The organism is Streptomyces sp. NPDC000880, from assembly GCF_053599675.1.
Window position 1 is genome coordinate 180729 of sequence record NZ_JBSFMS010000001.1, and the last position, 20606, is coordinate 201334.

General features: G+C 70.8%; 18 protein-coding genes and 1 pseudogene. 5 read left to right on the forward strand and 14 right to left on the reverse strand.

Annotated features, from left to right (window positions below; genetic code table 11):
* Nucleotides 1–2406: a SpoIIE family protein phosphatase gene (locus ACWDO5_RS00700; protein WP_450527169.1), complete on the reverse strand. Its 2406-nt coding sequence runs from the start codon at nt 2404–2406 to the stop codon at nt 1–3.
* A complete protein-coding gene (locus ACWDO5_RS00705; protein ID WP_450527171.1) occupies nt 2403–4985 on the reverse strand; it encodes a SpoIIE family protein phosphatase in 2583 nt (860 codons plus the stop codon). Before ACWDO5_RS00705 ends, ACWDO5_RS00700 begins: the two co-directional genes overlap by 4 nt.
* A 126-nt stretch (nt 4986–5111) precedes the next feature.
* Here ACWDO5_RS00705 and ACWDO5_RS00710 point away from each other — a divergent pair, with 126 nt between their 5' ends.
* On the forward strand, nt 5112–5531 hold the full coding sequence (locus ACWDO5_RS00710) for a DoxX family protein (protein ID WP_450527173.1): 420 nt from the start codon (nt 5112–5114) through the stop codon (nt 5529–5531).
* A gap of 21 nt (nt 5532–5552) precedes the next feature.
* On the opposite strand, the gene ACWDO5_RS00715 is transcribed toward ACWDO5_RS00710, so the two are convergent.
* The 6 genes from ACWDO5_RS00715 to ACWDO5_RS00740 all read right to left on the reverse strand — a co-directional run bounded on the left by ACWDO5_RS00715 (nt 5553) and on the right by ACWDO5_RS00740 (nt 10100).
* Nucleotides 5553–6194, reverse strand: coding sequence for an endonuclease (locus ACWDO5_RS00715; protein WP_450527174.1), 642 nt, complete (start codon nt 6192–6194; stop codon nt 5553–5555).
* A 15-nt stretch (nt 6195–6209) separates the two neighbouring features.
* Nucleotides 6210–6557, reverse strand: coding sequence for a DUF3140 domain-containing protein (locus tag ACWDO5_RS00720; RefSeq protein WP_450527176.1), 348 nt, complete (start codon nt 6555–6557; stop codon nt 6210–6212).
* 62 nt (nt 6558–6619) lie between these two features.
* Entirely contained in the window at nt 6620–7273 is a 654-nt protein-coding gene (locus tag ACWDO5_RS00725; protein ID WP_450527177.1) for a phosphoribosyltransferase, read from the reverse strand.
* 10 nt (nt 7274–7283) lie between these two features.
* Complete coding sequence (locus tag ACWDO5_RS00730; RefSeq protein WP_450527178.1) at nt 7284–8096, reverse strand: SDR family NAD(P)-dependent oxidoreductase; 813 nt, start codon at nt 8094–8096, stop codon at nt 7284–7286.
* A 62-nt stretch (nt 8097–8158) separates the two neighbouring features.
* On the reverse strand, nt 8159–8830 hold the full coding sequence (locus tag ACWDO5_RS00735) for an HAD family hydrolase (RefSeq protein ID WP_450527180.1): 672 nt from the start codon (nt 8828–8830) through the stop codon (nt 8159–8161).
* Between the two features lie 85 nt (nt 8831–8915).
* On the reverse strand, nt 8916–10100 hold the full coding sequence (locus ACWDO5_RS00740; RefSeq protein ID WP_450527182.1) for a zinc-dependent alcohol dehydrogenase: 1185 nt from the start codon (nt 10098–10100) through the stop codon (nt 8916–8918).
* 166 nt (nt 10101–10266) lie between these two features.
* On the opposite strand from ACWDO5_RS00740, the gene ACWDO5_RS00745 reads away from it, so the two are divergent.
* From ACWDO5_RS00745 to ACWDO5_RS00755, 3 genes are all read left to right on the forward strand, one after another.
* Nucleotides 10267–11304, forward strand: a complete 1038-nt coding sequence (locus tag ACWDO5_RS00745) for an SDR family oxidoreductase (protein WP_450527183.1) — start codon at nt 10267–10269, stop codon at nt 11302–11304.
* 188 nt (nt 11305–11492) lie between these two features.
* The gene (locus ACWDO5_RS00750) at nt 11493–13328 is read left to right on the forward strand and encodes a glycoside hydrolase family 15 protein (protein ID WP_450527184.1); all 1836 of its coding nucleotides are present in this window, start codon (nt 11493–11495) and stop codon (nt 13326–13328) included.
* 49 nt (nt 13329–13377) lie between these two features.
* Nucleotides 13378–14301: a MurR/RpiR family transcriptional regulator gene (locus ACWDO5_RS00755; RefSeq protein WP_450527186.1), complete on the forward strand. Its 924-nt coding sequence runs from the start codon at nt 13378–13380 to the stop codon at nt 14299–14301.
* A gap of 414 nt (nt 14302–14715) precedes the next feature.
* Here the strand turns inward: ACWDO5_RS00755 and ACWDO5_RS00760 are convergent, their stop codons facing one another.
* The 4 genes and pseudogenes from ACWDO5_RS00760 to ACWDO5_RS00775 all read right to left on the reverse strand — a co-directional run bounded on the left by ACWDO5_RS00760 (nt 14716) and on the right by ACWDO5_RS00775 (nt 18199).
* Nucleotides 14716–15399, reverse strand: coding sequence for an SRPBCC family protein (locus ACWDO5_RS00760; RefSeq protein WP_450527188.1), 684 nt, complete (start codon nt 15397–15399; stop codon nt 14716–14718).
* Nucleotides 15400–15409: 10 nt separating this feature from the next.
* Nucleotides 15410–16522 carry an XdhC family protein gene (locus ACWDO5_RS00765; RefSeq protein WP_450527190.1) on the reverse strand — a complete coding sequence of 371 codons (1113 nt, stop codon included), beginning with the start codon at nt 16520–16522 and terminating at the stop codon, nt 15410–15412.
* Nucleotides 16515–17471 carry a vWA domain-containing protein gene (locus ACWDO5_RS00770; RefSeq protein ID WP_450527191.1) on the reverse strand — a complete coding sequence of 319 codons (957 nt, stop codon included), beginning with the start codon at nt 17469–17471 and terminating at the stop codon, nt 16515–16517. The genes ACWDO5_RS00765 and ACWDO5_RS00770 overlap by 8 nt, the downstream gene beginning before the upstream one ends.
* 207 nt (nt 17472–17678) lie before the next feature.
* A pseudogene (locus ACWDO5_RS00775) lies at nt 17679–18199 on the reverse strand ((2Fe-2S)-binding protein).
* Nucleotides 18200–18354: 155 nt separating this feature from the next.
* On the opposite strand from ACWDO5_RS00775, the gene ACWDO5_RS00780 reads away from it, so the two are divergent.
* Nucleotides 18355–18582: a hypothetical protein gene (locus ACWDO5_RS00780; RefSeq protein ID WP_450527193.1), complete on the forward strand. Its 228-nt coding sequence runs from the start codon at nt 18355–18357 to the stop codon at nt 18580–18582.
* Between the two features lie 16 nt (nt 18583–18598).
* Here ACWDO5_RS00780 and ACWDO5_RS00785 read toward each other — a convergent pair whose 3' ends face one another.
* Together ACWDO5_RS00785 and ACWDO5_RS00790 are read right to left on the reverse strand one after the other, a co-directional pair.
* Entirely contained in the window at nt 18599–19630 is a 1032-nt protein-coding gene (locus ACWDO5_RS00785; RefSeq protein WP_450527195.1) for an aldo/keto reductase, read from the reverse strand.
* Nucleotides 19631–19690: 60 nt separating this feature from the next.
* Nucleotides 19691–20479 carry a zinc-binding dehydrogenase gene (locus ACWDO5_RS00790; protein ID WP_450527197.1) on the reverse strand — a complete coding sequence of 263 codons (789 nt, stop codon included), beginning with the start codon at nt 20477–20479 and terminating at the stop codon, nt 19691–19693.
* Nucleotides 20480–20606: the final 127 nt, after the last annotated feature.

A 20606-nucleotide genomic window follows, 5' to 3' on the forward strand; every position in this document is an offset into this window, starting at 1 on the left:
TCACGACGGCAGCGCCTGCTCGGCCCAGATCGTCTTGCCGGCGGATGTGTGCCGCGTGCCCCACCGCAGGGTCATCTGCGCGATGAGGAAGAGACCCCGGCCGCCTTCGTCGTCGCTGCCGGCGTGGCGCAGATGGGGTGAGGTGTGTCCGGTGTCGGAGACCTCGCAGATCAGCGTCTGCTCGCGGATGAGCCGCAGCTGAATCGGGCCGGAGGCGTACCGCATCGCATTGGTGACGAGCTCGCTCACCACCAGCTCGGTGGTGAACACGAGGTCGTCAAGGCCCCACTCGGCGACCTGCTCGGCGACCGCGGCCCGGGCCCGGCCGGCCTCCTCCGGATCGGCCGCCAGCTCCCACGCGGCCACCTGGTGGCGGTCCAGCGTGCGCGTGCGTACGAGCAGCAGCGCGGCGTCGTCGTCCACGGAACCGGGCAACAGTGGCCCCACCGCCTCGTCGCACAGTTCCTCCAGCGGGTGTCGGTGCTCGGTGAGGACGGCGCGGAGCCGGTCGAATTCGGCGTCGACGTCCCGGCCGCGGCCCCGGACGAGGCCGTCGGTGAACATGGCGACGAGGCTGCCTTCCGGCAGTTTCAGTTCCGCGCTCTCGAAGGGCAGGCCTCCGAGGCCGAGGGGCGGGCCCGCGGGCAGGTCGGGGAAGGTGACCGAGCCGGTCGCCGGGTCGACGACGCCAGGGAGGATATGGCCTGCGCGCGCCATTCGGCAGAGACCGGACACCGGGTCGTACACGGCGTACAGGCACGTCACCCCGAGCGCGGTGCCGTCGCTCTCGATGAGGGCGGCGTCCTGCTCGTCGGCGGTCTGCCCGATCAGGTCGTCCAGGCGCGCGAGGAGCTCCTCCGGCGCGAGGTCGAGCCGGGCGAGCACACGTACGCTCGTGCGTAGCTGGCCCATGGTGGCTGCGGCGCGCAGACCGTGGCCGACCACATCGCCCACGACCAGACCGACCCGCGCGCCCGACAGGGCGATGACATCGAACCAGTCGCCGCCGACTCCAGCCCTGCTGTCCGCGGGCAGATAGCGGTACGCCATCTCGACGGCCGTGAGTCGCGGCAGAGACTGCGGAAGCAGACTGCGCTGAAGCATGAGGGCGGCGGCGTGCTCACGGGTGAAGCGGCGGGCGTTGTCGATGCATACGGCGGCGCGGGCGACCAGTTCGTCGGCGACCGCCAGCTCACCGGTGTCGAACGGGTCGGGGTGGCTGTCCCGCGCGAAGGTGACCACTCCCAGCGTGGCGCCCTCGGCACGCAGGGGTACTACCAGCCGCGAGCTCGCGGGCGGTCGCCCGTCAGCGCCATGGGTGACCAGCCGGCGTTCCAGTACGGACCGCCCCGAGGAGAGGCTGCGTGCCTGGGGCGAGTCCGGCGGGAAGTCGATCCGCTGGGCGGGCCGCGCTTCGTCCGGGCCCGTTGCCCCGTGTCCTGCTCCCCACACCCGGACCACGCTTCGCGTCGGCTCACTGCCCGGCGTGGGCTGATCGCCGCCCAGGACTTCCTCCAGGAGGTCGACCGTGACCGCGTCGGCGAACTGCGGGACAGTGACAGCGGAGAGCTCCTGCGCCGTGCGGGCCATGTCCAAGGTGGTGCCCACCTGTCCGCCCGCTCGGACCAGAAGGTCCAGTCGCTGTTGCGCGAGATAGCGGGCGGTGATGTCCACCGTCTCCTCGCACACGCCCAGCGCGGGGGACCCGGCATCCTGCAGCCGGTAGTAGGAACACGACCAGACGTGGTCGTGCTCCGGGTCCGCGGGCGGGCGGCCTCGGTAGTGGAGTTCGATGACGGGCTCACCGGTGGCGAGCACCCGCCGCATGGTCTCCTCCAGCGTCGCCGGATACCGCGAGGAGAGGACCTCGCCGTGGGTCACCATGTCGTCCGGGCCCATGCCCGCGTACTGCGAGGTGCCCATCTCATGGAGCAGGGCGAAGTTCGTCCACACCACCCGTAGCTGCGTGTCGTAGATGGCCAGGCCGACCGGTGACTGCGTGGCCAGGCCGCGGAGCATCGCCTGCAGGGCCTCCCACTGTTCCGTCTCGTCCGCGTCGGCCAGGCTCAGCAGCCGGGCGGGCCCGGCTCCCGTGTGGGACAGCGGAAGCACCGTGGTGGCCACGCGGAGGGTCCGGCCGTCCCGGTGCCGCATGGGCAGCACCTGTCGACGGGAGAACGGTGCGCCCGGAAGATCCGCGGCCGTGCGATGCCCGCCCGCGGAATGCACCACCAGGGCGCCGATCGGGTGCCCGAGCACTTCCTGCGGCAGGTAGCCCAGCAGCGTCTGGGCCGTGGGGCTCCAGCCGACGACGGTGCCACGGGCGTCCAGTACGGCCGTGGCTGCTCTCGTGACGTCGAGGGGGCCGCGGAAGCCGCGATTCTCGGCTGCGTTCAGCGTGCTCATGGCACCCGCCTCGTTCCGGCCCCGACCCCGTGCGCCCGCGTCGTCCCGGCCCAGCGGGCGGCGAGCAGCAGTGCGATGTCGTCGGGCCGGTCGGTGGCGTGCCGCGCCTCGCGGATGAGGCGGTCCGCCGTCTCGGCGAGAGAGGACGAGCCGGCTTGGGCGAGTGTGCTGCGCAGCTGGTCAATGCCCAGGTCAATGTCGCTTCCCGGCAGCTCCACCAACCCGTCGGTGAACAGCGCCAGGACGTCGCCCCGCGCGAGCCGCAGTTCGGTGACGGGGTACGAGGCGTCGACGTCGACGCCGAGCACGACGCCACCGGGGAGGTCCAGGACCTCGGTGCGACCGTCGACGTGTCGCAGCAGGGGCTGCGGGTGCCCCGCCCGCACGGCCTGCGTCGCGCCCGTCGCCGGGTCGAGGACGATGTAGCAGCAGCTGGCGAACTGGCCGGGATCGAGGTCGATGAGCAGCCGGTTGGTCCCGGCCATCACCTCCTGCGGATCGTGCACGCTGAGGGCGAAGGCGCGTACGGCGCTGCGCAGTTGGCCCATGGTCGCGGCGGCGGAGACGCCGTGTCCCTGCACGTCGCCGATGACCAGGGCAAGACCCCGGCCGGTCTCGATGACGTCGTACCAGTCGCCTCCGACGTCCATTCCCTGGGTGCCGGGGAGATACCGCCCGACGGTGTCGACGTGTTCGAGTACGGGCAGCCGGTGCGGCAGCAGGGCGGCCTGCAGACCGCGGGCGAGAGCGGCCTCGGTGTCGTAGCGCTGGGCTCGCTGCAGAGCCTGCGCGATGAGTCCGGCCAGCGCGGTGAGGACCGTGCGCTCTTCGGGGCTGAAGCCGCGGGGCTGGTCGAAGCCGAGGATGCAGGAGCCGACGGGACGCCCGGAGGCGATCAGCGGCAGGAAGGCCCTGGCGCCGACGTTGGCGTCCATGGGGATGCCGGGGTAGGCGGCGCCCAGGCGTTCCATGGACTCGAAGAAGATGGGGCGGCCGGTGGTGAGGGTCTCCACGCCGGGCAGCCGGGCGTCGAGACCGACGCCGTTGAAGCGATCGAGGAAGCCACGCGGGAAACCGGTCTCCCAGGCGAGGTAGAGATGTCGCTCGCTCAGGAGGTAGATCGCCAGTTGCCGGCCGCCGAAGGCGGGCAGCAGTTCCTCCGTGACCACTGCGGACACCTGACGGGCGGTGACGGCCTCGGTCAGCGCGATGGCCAGGGCGACCGGGCGGTACAGCGCGGAGGCGCGGTCGGCGGGGGAGCCGAGTCCCGCGCCAGGCTGGGCGACGGACTCCGGCGAGTACGCGGGGCCTTCCTCCGCGGCGACAGTGAGGGTCACTCCATCGTGGCCGGGGTAGAGCGAGACGGACATCCACTCCTTGGACGCGCTCCGGGCCGTGAAGTAGACGGGCTCGTGGGAGATCAGTGCGGCCCGGAAGTGGTCCTCGTAACCGGGGTGCCCGAACCACGGCAGTGCCTCCCACAGGACACGCCCGGCCAGCTCGGACCGGGCGTGGCCGAGCAGGGTCTCCGCGCTGTGGTTGACGTGGGTGATCCGGCCGAGGCGGTCGAGCGAGAAGATGCCTCGCGGGAGCCGGTCGGTGGCTTCGGCGGCGATCGGCCCGATGCCGAGGTCCACGAGGAAGCCGGTCAGGTGACTGCCGGCCCCGTCATCCGGCGGGAGCGCGCGGCCCGAGATTTCGAGCAGGTGCGGTCGGCCGTCGGGGCCTCGTAGCCGCATCCTGCGCGCCACCGGCCGGCCCGACTCCACGGCCTGTCGGGCGATCGCCCACAGTCCGTACACGTCCTCCGGCGCCAGCCGCGCCGCAAGCGCCTCGATGGTGCCGGGGAAGGCCGCAGGGTCGCTGTCGAGGATCGCGCACAGTTCCTCGTCGGCGGATACGGAGCCGCTGACGAGGTCCCAGTCGAAGTGACCGATCCGCACCGGCGGCGTGGTGGCCGCGGGCAGCTGGACGGTGACCGGTTCACCCTCCCACTCGACGAGCGCTCCGCCGGCGCCCAGCTCCGCGAGGGTGCCGTCGAGCCGCCTCGCGGCGACTTTCAGTCGGCGGCGGTCGCTCTGGCTGACCGGGTGTCCGGGGGTGGCCCGGCGCAGCACCACGAGCACCCCGTACTTCTCGCGGCCGCTGCCGATCGGTGCGTACAGGGAGCCGAATGGGTACGGCATGCCCGCCATCAGCTGCGGGAAGCGGCGCATGGCTTCTTCGGCGTCGGCAAGATGGATGGCCTGGCCCGAGCGGTAGGCCTCGGCCACCGGGAACGGCCGGTTCACATGCATGCGCCACCAGGGGCGGAAGAGCCGGGCCGGCAGCCCGGCGAGCACGGCGAGGCGGAGCAGCCCCTGCGTCCGGGAGCGCAGGTAGATGCCACCTGCGTACCCGCCGACCGATTCGATTCCGCTGACGGCGGCCTGTGCGAGCACCATGGCCAGTTCGTCCGGAACCCGGCCGGTGGTGATCGGTTTCCCGGGCGGCGGCCCGCTCTCAGTCAGCGGTGCGTGCCCGGCCGCCCCGTACCAGTTCACACAGCCAGCATGCTCCCCGGCGGCAGTGGGGCGCATCTCAGTGCACCGCCCGCTCGGACAGCCACCGGCCCACCGAATGGAACATTGCGCACATATCGCAGGTAAAATTACACGCAGGAAGTTTTCCCTTCAAACTTCCCGCGAGCGAGCCTGGAGGTAACAGTGGATGTCCTCGTGCTCATCGGTCGCATTCTCTTCTGCGTCCTGTTCCTCAACTCGGCGATGGGCCACCTCACCAAGACGAAGGCCATGGCCGGTTACGCCGCCGCCCGCGGCGTCCCCGCCCCCGTGGCGGCGACCGCGGGCAGCGGACTCCTCCTCCTCATCGGCGCGCTGATGGTGGCGTTCGGGGTCTGGTCGGACCTGGGCGCGCTGCTGCTGGTCGTCTTCCTGGTCCCGACGGCGTTGCAGATGCACTCCTTCTGGAAGGAGACGGACGAACAGGCCAAGACGGTGGAGATGGTCAGCTTCTTCAAGGACCTGTCGCTGGCCGGTGCGGCGCTGATGCTGCTGGCCTTCTTCTCGTACGTGGGCCACGATCTGGGGCTCACTCTCACAGGTCCGCTCTTCGACATCAGCTGAGCGACCGCATCAGCCGATCGGTCAGCCAGTGTCGCCCGGCCTTCTCCTCTCCAGTGCCAGGCGGACCAGGGCCGCGGCGAAGACGGCCGGATCGGCGTCCCCCGCCAGTCGAGCGAGCTTCTTCGGCTCGTCCGGCAGCCCGAGGCGACGTGCGCCTTCGAGAGCCTTGTCGTCCAGATACGGAGCCACTTCGGGCCACACTCCCTGCACCTCGCGCAGGAAGATGTCCACGCCGGCCGGGCCGATGCCGGGGAACTTCTGCAGCAGCCCGCGCAGGGCGTCGACGTCCCCGCCGGCCTCCTTCCGCAGTCGGCGCAGATCGCCTCCGTAGGTGCTGATCAGCAGCTCGGCTCCGTCGCCGAGCTGGGTCGAGGTGCGCTCTTTGTAGCGGCGGTAGCCACCTCGCGCCAGCGCGTCGACCCGGTCCTGCCAGCTGGCCGCCGCCATCCGCTTGGGGTCGCCCAGTCCGACGTCGTAGAGCTCGCGGGCGGCGGCGACGGCGATGCTGCTGCGGATGCGGGCGCTCAGCAGGACGGCGAGCACCAGCAGCCGGTAGAGCGGCTGCGGGGTGTCCCGCAGCCGGATGCCCGCCTCCTCGGCGTACGTACGGCCGTAGGAATCGAGCAGCTCGCGGACCTTCTCCTCGTAGCGTGCTTGCGGCATGGCACGACCTCCCTTCTACGCAGGGGGTTTGAGCGGGTCGTGCCCGATCGACATCAGGCGGTGGCGCAGGCTCGGATCGCCCTCCCGCGGATCGTCATGCCGCTGGGTGCCGACGGCGTCCACCACCTCGTACATGACGTTGATGTCGTCATTCGTGAGGTCGGCGCGGCGCTTGTGCAGAATGCCGAGCACATGCAGCCCGGTGGGGCTGCCGTCGTCTTCCGGCAGCGGCTGTTCGCTCTTGTCCGCCTTGTCCGCGTCGTACGTCGTCAGCCAGGCGCTCAACTCCTGCGAGGTCATATTGACCACACGGTGGAACTCCGCCCAGAGCGCGTCGAGTTCAAGGGTGTCGATGTCGGCCATGGGTCCTTCCTCCTGGGGGTTTGCGCGGCCTCCTCGGACGGCGGCCTCCTCGGACAGCGGTCTCAGACCGTGGAGGAGAGGCCGCGCAGGGTGTCGAGCACCTCTCGGTCCGAGACCTGGCCGAAGTCCGCGTACCACTGCCCCACCGACTGGAAGTTGTGCGGCTGGTGCAGGCACATGAGGTCGTCGGCCTCCTCCTCCAGTTCCACGACGCTGCGCGGAGCGCAGACCGGCACGGCGAGAATCAGCCGTCCGGGGTTCTGGCGGCGAAGATGGCGCAGCGCGGCGTGCGCGGTGATGCCTGTGGCGAGGCCGTCGTCGACCAGGATGACACTTCGGCCCTGCACCTGAGGTTCGGGCCGCCCGGCGCGGTAGAGGTCGTCACGACGGTGCAGTTCGAGCCGTTCCATGGCCACGTCCGCCGCGAATTCCGACTCGTCCAGGCCCAGGACTTCCAGCGCCAGGCGGTCGAAGACGGGCGGGTCCTCGCCGACAACCGCCCCGATGCCGACTTCCCGTGCGCCCGGGGCACCGATCTTGCGGACCACGAGGACGTCCATGGGTACGTGCAGGGCCCGGGCGACCTCCGCGGCGACGGGCACACCGCCACGAGGCAGAGCGAGCACGACGACGTCGGTGAGGTCACCGTCCGCGGCCCATTCCAGGAGCCTGACACCAAGCTCCTGGCCGGCTTGCCGGCGATCGTCGAATCGCATGGCGTCCCTCCTAGCGACCGGCGCCCGACGTGCGCGAACGCGGTTCCGCCATCCTGCGGTGCGCAACCGCTTTCACGCTGTCCGGGAGTACCCTGCCGGCGAGCCCCTGGACCTTGGTCCTGGCAGAACCCGCGACGAGCTTCTTCCTCCCGGCCATCAGCGCCTCGAAACCCTGCCGCGCCACCAGCTCGGGATCGTCCTTCGGCTGCCGGCCGACCCTTGTGTCCTCCATCCCTGCCCGGTGGAAGAAATCCGTGTCCGTCGGCCCCGGCATGAACAAAGTGATCGTCACACCCGTGTCCTTGAGCTCGTTCTGCAAGGCCTGCGCGAACGACTGGATGAAGGACTTCGAGGCGTTGTACACGGCCTGGAAGGAGCCGGGCACGGTAGAGGCGATGGAGGAGGTGAAGAGCAGCCTGCCCTCGCCACGGGCGACCATGTCCGGCAGCAGGCGCTTCGCCAGCTGCACGGTCGAGGTGATGTTGAGGTCGATGATGCGGAGCTCGTCCGCGAGATCCGTCTCAAGGAACGCCCTGCCCTGGCCGACACCCGCGTTGAGCGCGGCGGCCGCGACCGGCCGGCCCGTGGCCGCGACGACCCGGTACAGCTGCTCCGCGCCGCCCTGCGTGGCCAGATCGACCTGGACCGCCTGGACCTCCGCGCAGGCCCCACTCGCACGGACCTCGTCCGCCGCGAGGTGCAGTTCGCCGTCCTCCGCCGCCAGTACGAGGTCGAATCCGTGCTCCGCGAATTGCTTGGCCAGTTCGAATCCGATGCCGCTCGACGCACCTGTGACGACGGCCAGTGGTTTGGTCTCGTTCATGCACTCCGGGTACCCGTCACCACATACGCAAACGTCTCCGGTCGGCTCGCCGCCTGCGGGGGTCAGGTGCGTTCCAGCTGGGCCAGCAGGCTGCTGTCGAGGTGCGACAGCAGATCTGCGGGGTCACGGTAGACGACTGCCGCTCCGGCGCCCTCCAGGTCGGCGCGCGGGATGCCCCCCGACAGCAGGCCTACGGGGCGAACGTCCGCCTTCACTGCCGCCTCCATGTCCCACACCGTGTCGCCGACGAACACCGCTTCACCCGCCGAGGCCCCGGCAAGCTCCAGGGCACGATGCACCGGATCGGGTGCCGGTTTGCCCGCGGACACGTCGTCCGCGGGCAAACTTGACTCGATGACATCGTCCGCGTCGACAGCGCGGCGCAGAGCGGCCAGCTCACGCCCTCCCGCGGAGGTGACGAGGACGATCCGCCAGCCGCGGTTCGCCAAGGTGTGCAGCAGATCGCGTGCCCCGTCCAGCGGCGCCAGGCGCTCGGCGTACGTGCCGAAGAGAGCCTTGTGCGTGGCGCTGATCTGGGCGTCCTGGTCGCGGTCCCTGCTGTCGCCGAGCAGATGCTCGATCAGATCGTCGGAGCTGAGGCCGATCGCCCGGTGGATGGCGTGGGCCGATACCCGGTGCCCGGCCTGGCGGAACGCCTCCCACCAGGTCGTCACATGCAGATGGTTCGTGTCGACGAGGGTGCCGTCGACGTCGAACAGTGCCGCGCGCGCCATGTCGTCCTCGCTCTCATGCGCCGGTGTGCCCCGTGCGCCAGTGCTCTGCCTGCCCACTGTCCCGCCATCGGGCGGTCCGCGCCTCCTAGGGCTTCAGCAGTGTCTTGATCATGCCGTCCCGCTTCTCCTGGAACATCTCGTACGCCTTCGGTCCGTCCTCCAGCGGCATCCTGTGCGTCGCGAAGCCGTCCACGCCGAGCACGTCCTCGTCGTCGAGCAGCGGCAGGATGTCGTCCACCCAGCGCTTGACGTTGGCCTGGCCCATCCGGAGCTGGATCTGCTTGTCGAACAGGGTCAGCAGCGGCAGCGGGTCGACCGCGCCGCCGTACACTCCGGACAGCGAAATCGTGCCGCCGCGCCGTACGACGTCGATCGCCGTGTAGAACGCGCTCAGGCGGTCCACACCGGCGTGTTCCATCACCCGTTCGGCGACGGCATCCGGCAGCAGGCCGGTGAGCCACTGGGCGGCCTTCACGACGGGCGCGCCGTGCGCCTCCATCCCGACGGCGTCGATCACGGCGTCGGTTCCCCGTCCGGCGGTCAGATCGCGGATGGCGTCGCCGAGCCCCTTTCCGTACCTGCGCAGGTCCATCGTCGTGACCCCATGGTGTGCGGCCCTGGCCAGCCGGGTCGGCACCAGGTCCACGCCGACGACCAGGCGGGCGCCGCGGTGCAGGGCGACGCGGGCGGCCATCTCACCGATCGGTCCGAGGCCCAGTACGGTGACCGACCCGCCCGGCGGGATGTCGGCGTACTCGACCGCCTGCCAGGCGGTGGGCAGCACGTCGGACAGATACACGAAACGCTCGTCGGGAGGCCCGTCCGGCACCTTGATCGGAAGGCTGTTGCCGAAGGGGACCCTCATGTACTCGGCCTGCCCTCCCGGCACCTGGCCGTACAGCTTGCTGTAACCGAACAGCGCGGCCCCCGTGCCCCGCTCGCGGACCTGTGTGGTCTCGCACTGCGACTGCAGGCCCTGTTCGCACATGAAGCAGTGCCCGCACGAAATGTTGAAGGGGATGACGACCCGGTCGCCGCGGGCAACGGAGGTCACTTCCGGACCTGCCTCCTCGACGATGCCCATGGGTTCGTGCCCGAGGATGTCCCCGGGGTCCAGAAACGGGCCCAGCACCTCGTACAAATGGAGGTCCGATCCGCAGATGCCGGTGGATGTGATCCGCACGATGATGTCTCCCGGATCCTTGATGTGAGGGTCGGGCACGGTGTCCACCCGCACGTCCCGCCTTCCCTGCCATGTCAGCGCGCGCATGCCGTCCTCCTGTCATGGTGATGGTTCCGGCGCACTTCGGGTCCCCCGCGGGCGACTCGTTACACGTGGGCTGCACACCACGACGACCTGCCGGTCCCTGTTTCATCCGGGCGGATCTGGACACCCGGAATGCCCGGAGCACTGGATCAAGGTGACGGAGTACGCCATGAGCCCGAACACAGGACTGCGAGTGGTGGTCACCGGGGCCACCGGCAATGTCGGCACCAGCGTGGTGCGGAGCCTGGCTGATCATCCGCAGGTCGGCTCCGTCCTGGGCCTCGCCCGCAGGATCCCCGAGCTGACTGTCCCGAAGACGGAGTGGGCCGCCGTGGATCTGGCCCGGCTGGAGGACACACCACTGCTGTGGCAGCACTTCGCCGGGGCGGACGCGGTCATCCATCTCGCCTGGCGGTTCCAGCCCACCCACGACCCGGTGGTCACCTGGGAGACGAACGTCCTCGGCTCGCTCGAGGTGTTCAACGCGGTCGCGTCCGCCGGTGTGCCGGCGCTGATCCACGCCTCATCGGTCGGCGCGTACTCACCGGGGCCGAAGGAAGGCCGCGGCGTCGACGAGTCCTGGCCCACCCATGGCTGGCCGGACGCCGCCTACTGCCGCGAAAAGGCCTACCTCGAACGAGTTCTGGACACCTACGAGCGGGACCATCCTGAGGTCCGCGTCGTGCGGATGCGGCCCTGCTTCCTGTTCAAGGAAGGCGCGGCGAGCGAACAGCGCCGCATCTTCGCCGGCCGCTTCCTGCCCGGGCCGCTGCTGCGGCCCGAACTGCTGCCGTGCGTACCGGACTTGAAGGGCCTGCGCTTCCAGGCGCTGCACACCGACGACGCCGCGGAGGCCTACCGCCTGGCTGTGCTGCGCGATGTGCGCGGAGCGTTCAATCTGGCCGCCGGACCGGTGGTGGACGCGCGGTCGTTGGGCGAACTCCTCGACGCGCGCGTGGTGCCCGTACCGCGGCAGGCAGTACGGGCGGTGCTGGCCGCTGCCTGGGGGCTGCATGTGGCCCCGGCGTCACCGCACCTGTTCGACGCGGTGCTGCGGCTGCCCCTCCTCGACCCCTCCCGTGCGCATGACGAGCTGGGCTGGAAGCCGTCACACACGTCGCTCGAGGCAATCGCGGAATTCCTGCGTGGAGTTCGCCAGGGCAGTGGCGAACCCACGGCTCCGCTCGCGGGCCACAAGGCGCATTGAACCGGCCGCGGCGCCTGACCGGCCCGCTGAGGTGGAGGATCAGCAGATGGGTGGGGGCAGCGTCGAATTCCACCGGCCGCCTCGGACGCGTTGACGTGCAAGGTCACCCCGGCCATCGCAGGATGGTGCTGTCCAGGGCGTGACTGACCGCAGGCGGGGCCACCGGCTCCTGACGAGGGAGAACCGCGATGCGCCACTATCCGCCCATCGCCGACCACGGGATGATCGGTGACCTGCAGACCGTCGCCCTGGTGGCGTCCGACGGAGCGATCGACTGGTTCTGCGCCCCGCGATTCGACTCGCCCAGCATCTTCGCCGCCCTCCTCGACCACGAGCGCGGCGGCAGCTTCAGGATCACCGCCGACCGCCCGGACGCCCGCGTCACCCAGCTCTACCTCCCGGACACCGCGGTGCTCGTCACCCGCTTCCTCACCGCCGAGGGGGTGGGCGAGGTCGTGGACTTCATGCCCGTGGACTCCCCCGAAACCGCGACGGACCGGCACCGGATGTTCCGGGTGATGCGCGTCGTACGCGGCACCATGCGCTTCACCGTGGAGTGCAGCCCTCGCTTCGACTACGGCCGCGCCACGCACGCGCTCAAGGTGACCGAGGCGGGCGACAGCGCCGTGTTCACCGGCCCCGGCATCGACCTGCACCTGCAGAGCAGCGCACCGCTGTGGACCGACAACGGCAATGACGTCCAGAGCGTCGTCACGCTCCAGGCGGGAGAGGTCGGCGCGGTCGTGCTGACCACCTGCGCGGGCGGCGCGGAGCCACCCGAGCCGCTCGGCCGCGCAGCGGCGGAGGCCACCTGGCGGTCGGCCGTAGAGTTCTGGCACCAGTGGCTGCGTACCTCCCGGTACCGCGGCCGCTGGCGGCAGACCGTGAACCGCTCGGCCATCACGCTCAAGCTGCTCACCTACGCCCCCACGGGCGCCCCGATCGCCGCCGCCACCGCCGGACTGCCCGAGCAGATCGGCGGCGAGCGCAACTGGGACTACCGCTACACGTGGATCCGGGACGCCTCGCTGTCCGTAGGGGCGCTGATCGACCTGGGTTTCGCCGAGGAGGCGAACGCCTTCCGGCGCTGGCTCGGCGGGCGGCTGGCCGCGGGCGCGACTGTCTCCGGCGAGCCCCTGCAGATCATGTACCGGGTGGACGGCGACCCGCTCCTGAGCGAGGAGGTCCTCGACCACCTGGAGGGCTACCAACAATCCTTCCCGGTACGCATCGGGAACGGCGCGGCCGACCAGCTCCAGCTCGACATCTACGGGGAGGCGGCATTCGCCCTGGCACAGTCCGGCGGCATCGCGGAGACCGGCGGCTTCGAGGGCTGGCAGGCGGTCGTCCGTGTCCTGGACTGGCTGGCCGGCGCCTGGGACCAGCCCGACGAGGGCATCTGGGAGACCCGCGGCGGCCGCAAGGACTTCACCTACAGCCGGCTGATGTCCTGGGTGGCCTTCGACCGCGGCATCCGCCTGGCCCGGGAGTACGCGCGCCCCGCCGACCTGGATCGCTGGACCGCCACCCGCGACGCGATCTTCCTCCAGGTGATGGAGCGCGGCTGGAGCGAGAAGCGCCGGGCATTCGTCCAGCACTACGCCACCGACGTCCTGGACGCCTCGCTGCTGCTCATGCCCCTCGTCGGGTTCGTCGCGCCGAAGGACCCGCGCTGGCTCGCCACTCTCGACGCCATGGACCGCGAGCTGGTCTCCGACAGCCTCGTCTACCGCTACGACCCGTCCGCGTCCCCCGACGGACTGCGGGGCTCCGAGGGCACGTTCACCCTGTGCACCTTCCACTACGTACAGGCGCTCGCCCGAGCGGGCCGGGTCGACGAGGCACGCTACGCCTTCGAGAAAATGCTCACCTACGCCAACCATGTGGGTCTCTTCGCAGAGGAGATCGGCCCGACGGGAGAGCAACTGGGCAACTTCCCGCAGGCGTTCACCCACCTGTCCCTCATCACGGCGGCGATGGCACTGGACGACGCACTCGACAAGGCCGAGGCCCGGGAGCCGTAGCCGACTCGTGAGCTATGTTTCACGAGTGGGACGAGAAGGAGGCACACCGGTGCCATCAGGGCAGCAGGCACGCGCGCAGGCGGCCGCGATCACGCCGGGACAGCGGTCTCCGGAGGCCGAGGCGGCCCCCACGGACAGGGTCCTCGCACTGTTCGGAGGCCACCGGCTGTCACCCGCCCAGCGGCGCATCGCCCAGTACCTGGTCGACCACCTCACCGAAGCGGCGTTCCTGTCGATCACGGAGCTCGCGGAGCGGGTGGGGGTGAGCCAGCCGTCGGTGACGCGCTTCGCCTCGTCCTTGGGTTTCAGCGGGTTCCCCGCCCTCCGCGAGGTGCTGCAGCCCATCGCGCTCAGCGCGGTCGCCCGGTCGCCGGACACGCGCGAAGAGATCCGCCGCAATGAGCTGCAGGCCGCTGTCGACGCCGAGATCGAGAACCTTCAGAGCCTGCGGCGCCTGCTCGCCGACCCCAACCAGATCCTCGACGTCGGACGCGAACTGGCCCGGTCGACTCCGCTGACGATTCTGGGCCTGCGGATCTCGGTGTCCCTGGCGGAGTACTTCGCCTACGCGGCGAGGCGGATCCACCCCGATGTGCGTCTGGTGACCCGCGGGGGCAGCGTCGCCTACGACGCGTTGCTCCAGTCGCGAGAGGCGGGCGGGACATGGGTGCTCGCCTTCGCTATGCCGAGGCACGCGAATGAGACCTTGGCGGCGATGCGGGCCGCCCGCAGGACGGGGCTGCGCGTCGCGCTGATCACCGACATGACTCTCGGGCCGCTGGTGGACGAAGCTGATGTGGCGCTCACCGCGGGCACCGGATCCCGGCTCGTCTTCGACTCGTATGCGGCGCCGGGGGTGCTGTCCGCGGCCGTCCTGCAGGCCATGGCCGACGCGGATCCGGGTCGTACGCAGGTGCGGCTCGAGGGGTACGAGCAGATCGCGGGACAGCACGACTTCTTCCTCGAGGACTGACGCGAACCCGCCCATCACGCCGGCCGCGGCATCACAACCCGTGCATGAAATTTTTCATACCCTTGATTACTCGACGGTATGTATATTTACTGCACGTGGTGACTGCCGGTGTGCCCCCGAAGTCGCCAGCCGGCCTCAGCCCTTCCCGGAGGAAATTCCGCCGGCCACATAACCGAACACCCAGGAACGACGCTCCCTCCTCGCGTCGCCCCTGGTGTTCTAACCGGGCGCTCCGCTTCCCGCGGACACCCGTGGCGGCCCCGGTCAACCCCTGGGCCGGGGCCGCCAGAAACCTCCGCTGTCAGAGCCCGCACGCATCGCATCCGGAAGACGCCATCGAGCTGGAGCAGCTCAGCCGCCTGGCCCGCGGCGTCCGGCTCATCACCGAAGCCGCTGTGGCGGGCACGGATCCTTTCACCGTTTTCTGCGGATGAGGATGACCGTCAGGGCGGCAAGGGCGGCCACGACAAGAACTACCGCCGCGCGCTTGGCGACCGGCACACCCGCTGTGCGCAGGAGGTCGATCGGCTCGGCCTCGTACCAGCCGGTGCGACCGAACACGGCAGGCTCGGCACTGGCGGCCTCGGCCAGATCGGGGCTGGTGGCTGCGCCAGTCGCGGCGCCGGCACCGGGGGGCGTGCTCGCGGACGGCTCCCCGCTCGCCAGCTTGCGTGATACGCAGTCGGCGAACTGGCCAACGAGCTTGTCTCCCACATCCGCCATGACCCCGCGGCCGAACTGGGCCGGCCGTCCGGTGATCGTCAGATCGGTGACGACCGTGACCGCCGTACCACCGTCCTCTTCGGCCAGCGTTCCGGTGACGGTGGCTCGCGCGGTGCCTTGCCCGCGAACTTCCTTGCCATTCGCCGTCAGGACGATCCGGTGTGCCGACTCGTCCATCTCCTCGAAAACGGCGGTGCCGAGGTAGGTCACGGTGATCGGCCCCACCTTCACCTTCACCCTGCCCATGATGTGCTCGCCGTCGAAGCCCTCAACGGTGGCGCCCGGCATACAGGGGGCGATCCGCTCGATGTCGAGCAGCACCCGCCACGCCTCGTCGACCGGGACAGGGACGGTGAACTGGTGATGCAGCTCCATGGTCTTCTCCTCACACCGGCTTCGGACGGGCACGGTGGATCGCTCCGGCTGTTTGTGCCAGCGGGCTGCCACTGCCGCCCCAGCGCAACGCGACGATCTCCGCCGCGATCGAGACCGCCACCTCCTCAGGAGTACGGGCGCCGAGGTCGAGGCCGATGGGCGAGCGCAGCCGCTCCAGCTCGGCCGCGTCGACGCCGTTCGCCCGCAGGCGCGCCAAGCGGTCCTCGTGCGTACGGCGGCTGCCCATCACACCGATGTACGCGGCCGGGGACCTCAGGGCCACTTCGAGCAGCGGGACGTCGAACTTCGGATCGTGGGTCAGCACGCAGATCACGGTCTTGTCGTCGACTTCGGTGCCCCCCAGATACCGGTGCGGCCAGTCGACCACCACCTCTACCTCGTCCGGGAAGCGCCGGGGGTCGGCGAACACCGGGCGCGCGTCGCACACGGTGACCCGGTAGCCGAGGAACGCGCCGATCCGGGCCACCGCGGCGGCGAAGTCGATCGCGCCGAACACAAGCATCCGCGGCGGCGGGGCGAAGGACTGGAGGAAGACGGTGACGTCGTCCTCGCGCCGTTCGCCGTGCGGGCCGTAGTGACGCCGGCCTGTCGCCCCCTGCGCCAGCTCGCCGCGCGCGTCGGCGGTGACCGCGGCGTCGAGGCCGTCCGATCCCAGCGAGCCGGACACCGCGTCCGGCCAGACGGCGAGTACGACACCGCGCGGGGCGGGGCCGTCGATCACTGTCGCCACCACGACCGGGCGGTGCTCGGCGACCGACGCAGCGACCTCGCCGAACGAGCCATCGGCCGCGGCCGAGACGGAGCGTACGAGGACCGTGATCTCGCCGCCGCAGGTGAGCCCGACGGCGAACGCGTCCTCGTCGCTGTAGCCGAAGGTCTGGAGCTGCGCCCGGCCGGTCTCGACGACCTCCTTGGCGAGGTCGAACACCGCGCCCTCCACGCAGCCGCCGGAGACGCTGCCCCTGACCTGGTCGTCCGGGCCCACCGCCATCGCCGCCCCGGGGCCGCGCGGCGCACTGCGGCTGACCGCGACGACGGTGGCGAGCCCGAACGGGCTTCCGGAGGCATACCAGCGGCTCAGCGCCGGGAAGATCTCACGCATCGGCCGCACCTCTCACCACTGCCGCCAGGCGCTCCAGAGCACCCAGACTGTGCCCCTCGACGAACGCGTCGACGTGGGGCAGCGCCGCTGCCATTCCGGCGGCCAGCGGCTCGTATGCCGGGCGCGCCTTGCGCGGGTTGGCCCACACCACCCGATGGGCCAGTCGGTGCAGCCGCCGCATCTGGGCCGCGAGCAGCGCCGGGTCCGATCGCTCCCACCCGTCGGACAGCACGACGACCACCGCTCCGCGGGCGGTGCCCCGCTGCCCCCACCGGTCGAGGAACCCGCGGAGCATCTCGCCGAGCCGGGTGCCTCCGCTCCAGTCGGGCACCGCCGACGCGACAGCGGCCAGCGCCGCGTCCGGATCGTGGTGCGCCATTTCGCGGGTCACGCAGGTCAGCCGGGTGCCGATGGTGAACACCTCGGTGGGCGTACGGGTACCGGACGGCGAGCCGTGCGCCGCGGCATGCGCAAAGCGCAGCAGGGCGTCCGCGTACGGGTCCATCGAGCCACTCACGTCCAGCAGCAGCACGACGCGGCGCGGCTTGGTGGCGGGCGCGCGGTGGCGCAGTCGCGCCGGTTCCCCGCCGCGGCGCAGCAACTCCCTTACGGTGCGCCGCGGATCGACGCCGCCGCGCCGGGCCGGTCGCAGCCGGGGAGTGCGGCGCGGCTCGCCGCTCAGCGAGAACGCCGCGAGCAGCCGGCGCAGATGCGTGCGCTCTGCCGCGGACAACTCGGCCATGTCGCGGTGGCGCAGGACTTCGGCGGAGCTCGCGAGGGCGGCCGCGGGCGGCGCTGCAGCCCGTTCTTCCCATGCTTCGAGGGGCGGCCGGGCCTCGGCGGCCACTACGCGAAGCACGGGCCCCGGGCCCGGGAGGCGGCGCACCCGGTCGGGGGGCCGCTGCTGCTGCGCGAAGTACGCCGCGAACACGCGCTCGTAGCGCTCCAAGTGGCTCCATCGCGTTCGGGATGAGGCGCTGCTGGGTCACGTCGACGTGGCCGATCGTGGCGTGTGCCATGGGGCTGCGCAGGATCGCCATGTGCAGCAGACCGGGGAGGGCGATGTTGTCCGTCCAGGTGGTCCGGCCGGTGACGAGCCGGGCGTCTTCCTTGCGCGTACGGGAACGGCCGACCTCGCGTTCGGCGAGCTGCTCGGTCATGTCGGCGCCTCCTGCCCGGCCGTGGCCGGAGCCTTGAGCGGGTCCGGCGCGGTCGTCGTCACGGCTTTGGGCGAGGGGGCGCGACGGCGCCGCTCCTCGGCGGCGGCCGCGAGGACGGCGCGCACGATGTTCTCGTAGCCGGTGCACCGGCAGAGGTTGCCTTCGAGGCTGTGGCGGATCTCTTCGGGCGTGGGGTCGAGGTTCCCGGTGTGCAGTAGCCGCACTGAAGGGCGTGCTGCTGATGGAACGCCGTCTGCAGCGGATGCCACTCGCTGTCGGAGGCCAGGCCCTGGATGGTCGTCACCTCTCCCCCGTCGGCCTGGACGGCCAGCACCGTGCAGCTCTTCACGCTCTCACCGTCCAGATCGACGGTGCAGGTCCCGCAGTTGGACGTGTCGCATCCGACAGGGGTACCGGTGAGGCCCAGCCGGTCGCGCAGATAGTGGACGAGCAGCAGGCGGGGTTCCACCTCGTCTTCGTACGCCGTGCCGTCCACCTTGAGTGAGATGCGGGTCATATGCCCTCCCAGATGTACGCACGAGAACAATACGGCGTTCTGGCCTGATATCTGCAACTGTAAGTGGCGGCCCTGGGACGCGCTAGCTGTTCTGTCCATGCAGGTTGGACGGGGGTGCGGATGCCTCCGGGCCCATCTGGATGGACGCTGGAGGCATGTCGGGACGCCCGCCGATCGTCGTGCACCGGATCTCCGCCTCCGGTGGCCGCCGGGTCACGGTCCGGGACCGGATCATGGGCCTCGCCCACTCCGATGCGCATCTGCTGGAGTTTCTCCGTAAGGCCGGACTGCCGGACGCCGCGGATCTTCTCGATGACCCCACCTGGACCGAGTGGGTCGGCGACCGGCCGCACGAGTACGACCCGCTGGAGATCCTGCCGTGACGACCGCCGTTCCGCTTCAGCGGCGGCGCAGGGACTTGTCGGCCAGCGCAGGCGGTGTGTAGTAGGAGTCGTCCCGGTTCAGGTCCGTGCCCGCAGGCACGATCTCGTCGATCCGGTCCAGCACGTCCTCGCTCAGTTCGACGCCCACGCCGTCCAGCAAGTCCTCGAGCTGGGCGGGCGTCCGCGGGCCGATGATCACCGAAGTGACGGCCGGGTGGGCCCGTACGAACGCGATCGCCAGGTGCGCAAGCTTCACACCCGCCTCCTCGGCGACCTTCGTCAGCTCACCGACGGCCTCCAGCTTGCGGGCGTTGCCCGGCAGCGACGGGTCGAACTTGTGCTGCTCCAGAGCCGTCCGCCCGCTGCCCGCCGTGAGGTTGATGTCCGACGGCTTCCCGTACTTGCCGGAGAGCCAGCCCGCACTCAGCGGGCCCCAGGTAAGCACGCCCATCCCGTAGCGCTGGGCGGTCGGCAGCACCGCGGCCTCGACGCCCCGGGCCAGGATCGAGTACGGCGGCTGCTCGGTGCGGAATCGGATGTGGCCGCGCCGCTCGGCCGCCCACTGGGCCTCGACGATCTGCTCCGCGGGGAAGGTGGAGTGGCCGATCGCCCGGATCTTGCCCGCGCGGACCAGGTCGGACAGGGCGGACAGGGTCTCGTCGATGTCGGTGGCCGGGTCGGGGCGGTGGACCTGGTAGAGGTCGATGTGGTCGGTGCCCAGGCGGCGCAGGCTGTCCTCGACGGCGCGGGTGAGCCAGCGCCGGGAGTTCCCGCTCCGGTTCTCGTCGTCGCCCATCGAGCCGTGGCCCTTGGTCGCGAGCACGACGTCGCCGCGGCGGCCCTTGAGGGCCCTGCCCACGATCTCCTCCGACTCGCCCTGACTGTAGATGTCGGCGGTGTCGACGAAATTGATGCCCGCGTCCAGGGCGCGGTGGATCATGCCGACCGATTCGTCGTGGTCCGGGTTGCCCATGGCGCCGAACATCATCGCGCCGAGGGCGTATTCGCTCACGGAGATGCCCGTGCCGCCAAGGATCCTGCGCTTCATGAGTGCTGTGGCCTTTCGTAGGTCGGGGGTGGTGCCCACCGTGACGTCACGTCACATCCGTCATGGGATCTCGATGACGACCTTGCCCCGGATGTGCTTCCCGGCGAAGTCGGCGACGGCCTGTACGGCGTCCTCCAAGGAGTAGCGTGCGCCGGTCTCGACCCGCAGGCGCCCGTCCGCCGCCCGGGCTGCCAAGTCCTCCAGATCGCCGGGCTCGGCCTTGAACGAGCCGATGTACACCGGGGAGACGTCGCCGCCCAGGTCGTCGGGCCCGTAGAGCGGGGACACCAGCCGGCCGCCCGGCCGGGCCGCACGCGCCGTGTTCCTGAGCCCGCCGCCCGAGTTGACCAGGTCGACGACTACATCGACCCCACCGGGCACCAGGCGCAGGGTCTCCTCCACCACATCGGCGGTCTTGTAGTCGACGGTGCCCGCGGCGCCGAGGCCGTGCAGGTACTCCTCGTCCTCCGCGGTCGCCGTGGCGATCACCCGGGACCCGAGCGCGCGGGCCAGCTGCACGGCGTACAGCCCGATCCCCCGGTGGCGCCGACCACCAGCACGCTCTCGCCCCCCGCCGGCCGGACAGCGCGCAGCAGGCAGACCGCGGTCAGCCCCGATTCGGGAATGCCCGCCCCGTGCAGGCTGTCCAGGTGCCGCGTCCATGCCGATCACCAGCGGGACCGGGTACATGTCCTTCACCGCGCCGGTGATCAGCGCCAGGTCGAGCGGGTTGAGCGCTGCGGCCTCGACCTTGATCAGCACCTGGCCTAGTCCCGGGGCGGGTGTGGGGTGGTCGGTAACCGTGATCTGGTCCAGCGGCACGTAGTCGGTGGCGACGAGGGCTTTCACGGACCACTCCCTGACGTGACGTGAGTAAGGGCTCGAGGGCACCCGGCGTGAGCCCACGCCTCTCTTCTACGCGGTCGGACCTGCTCAGGCGAGGAGCCCGACCGTACGAGCCGCCGAACGGGGACCG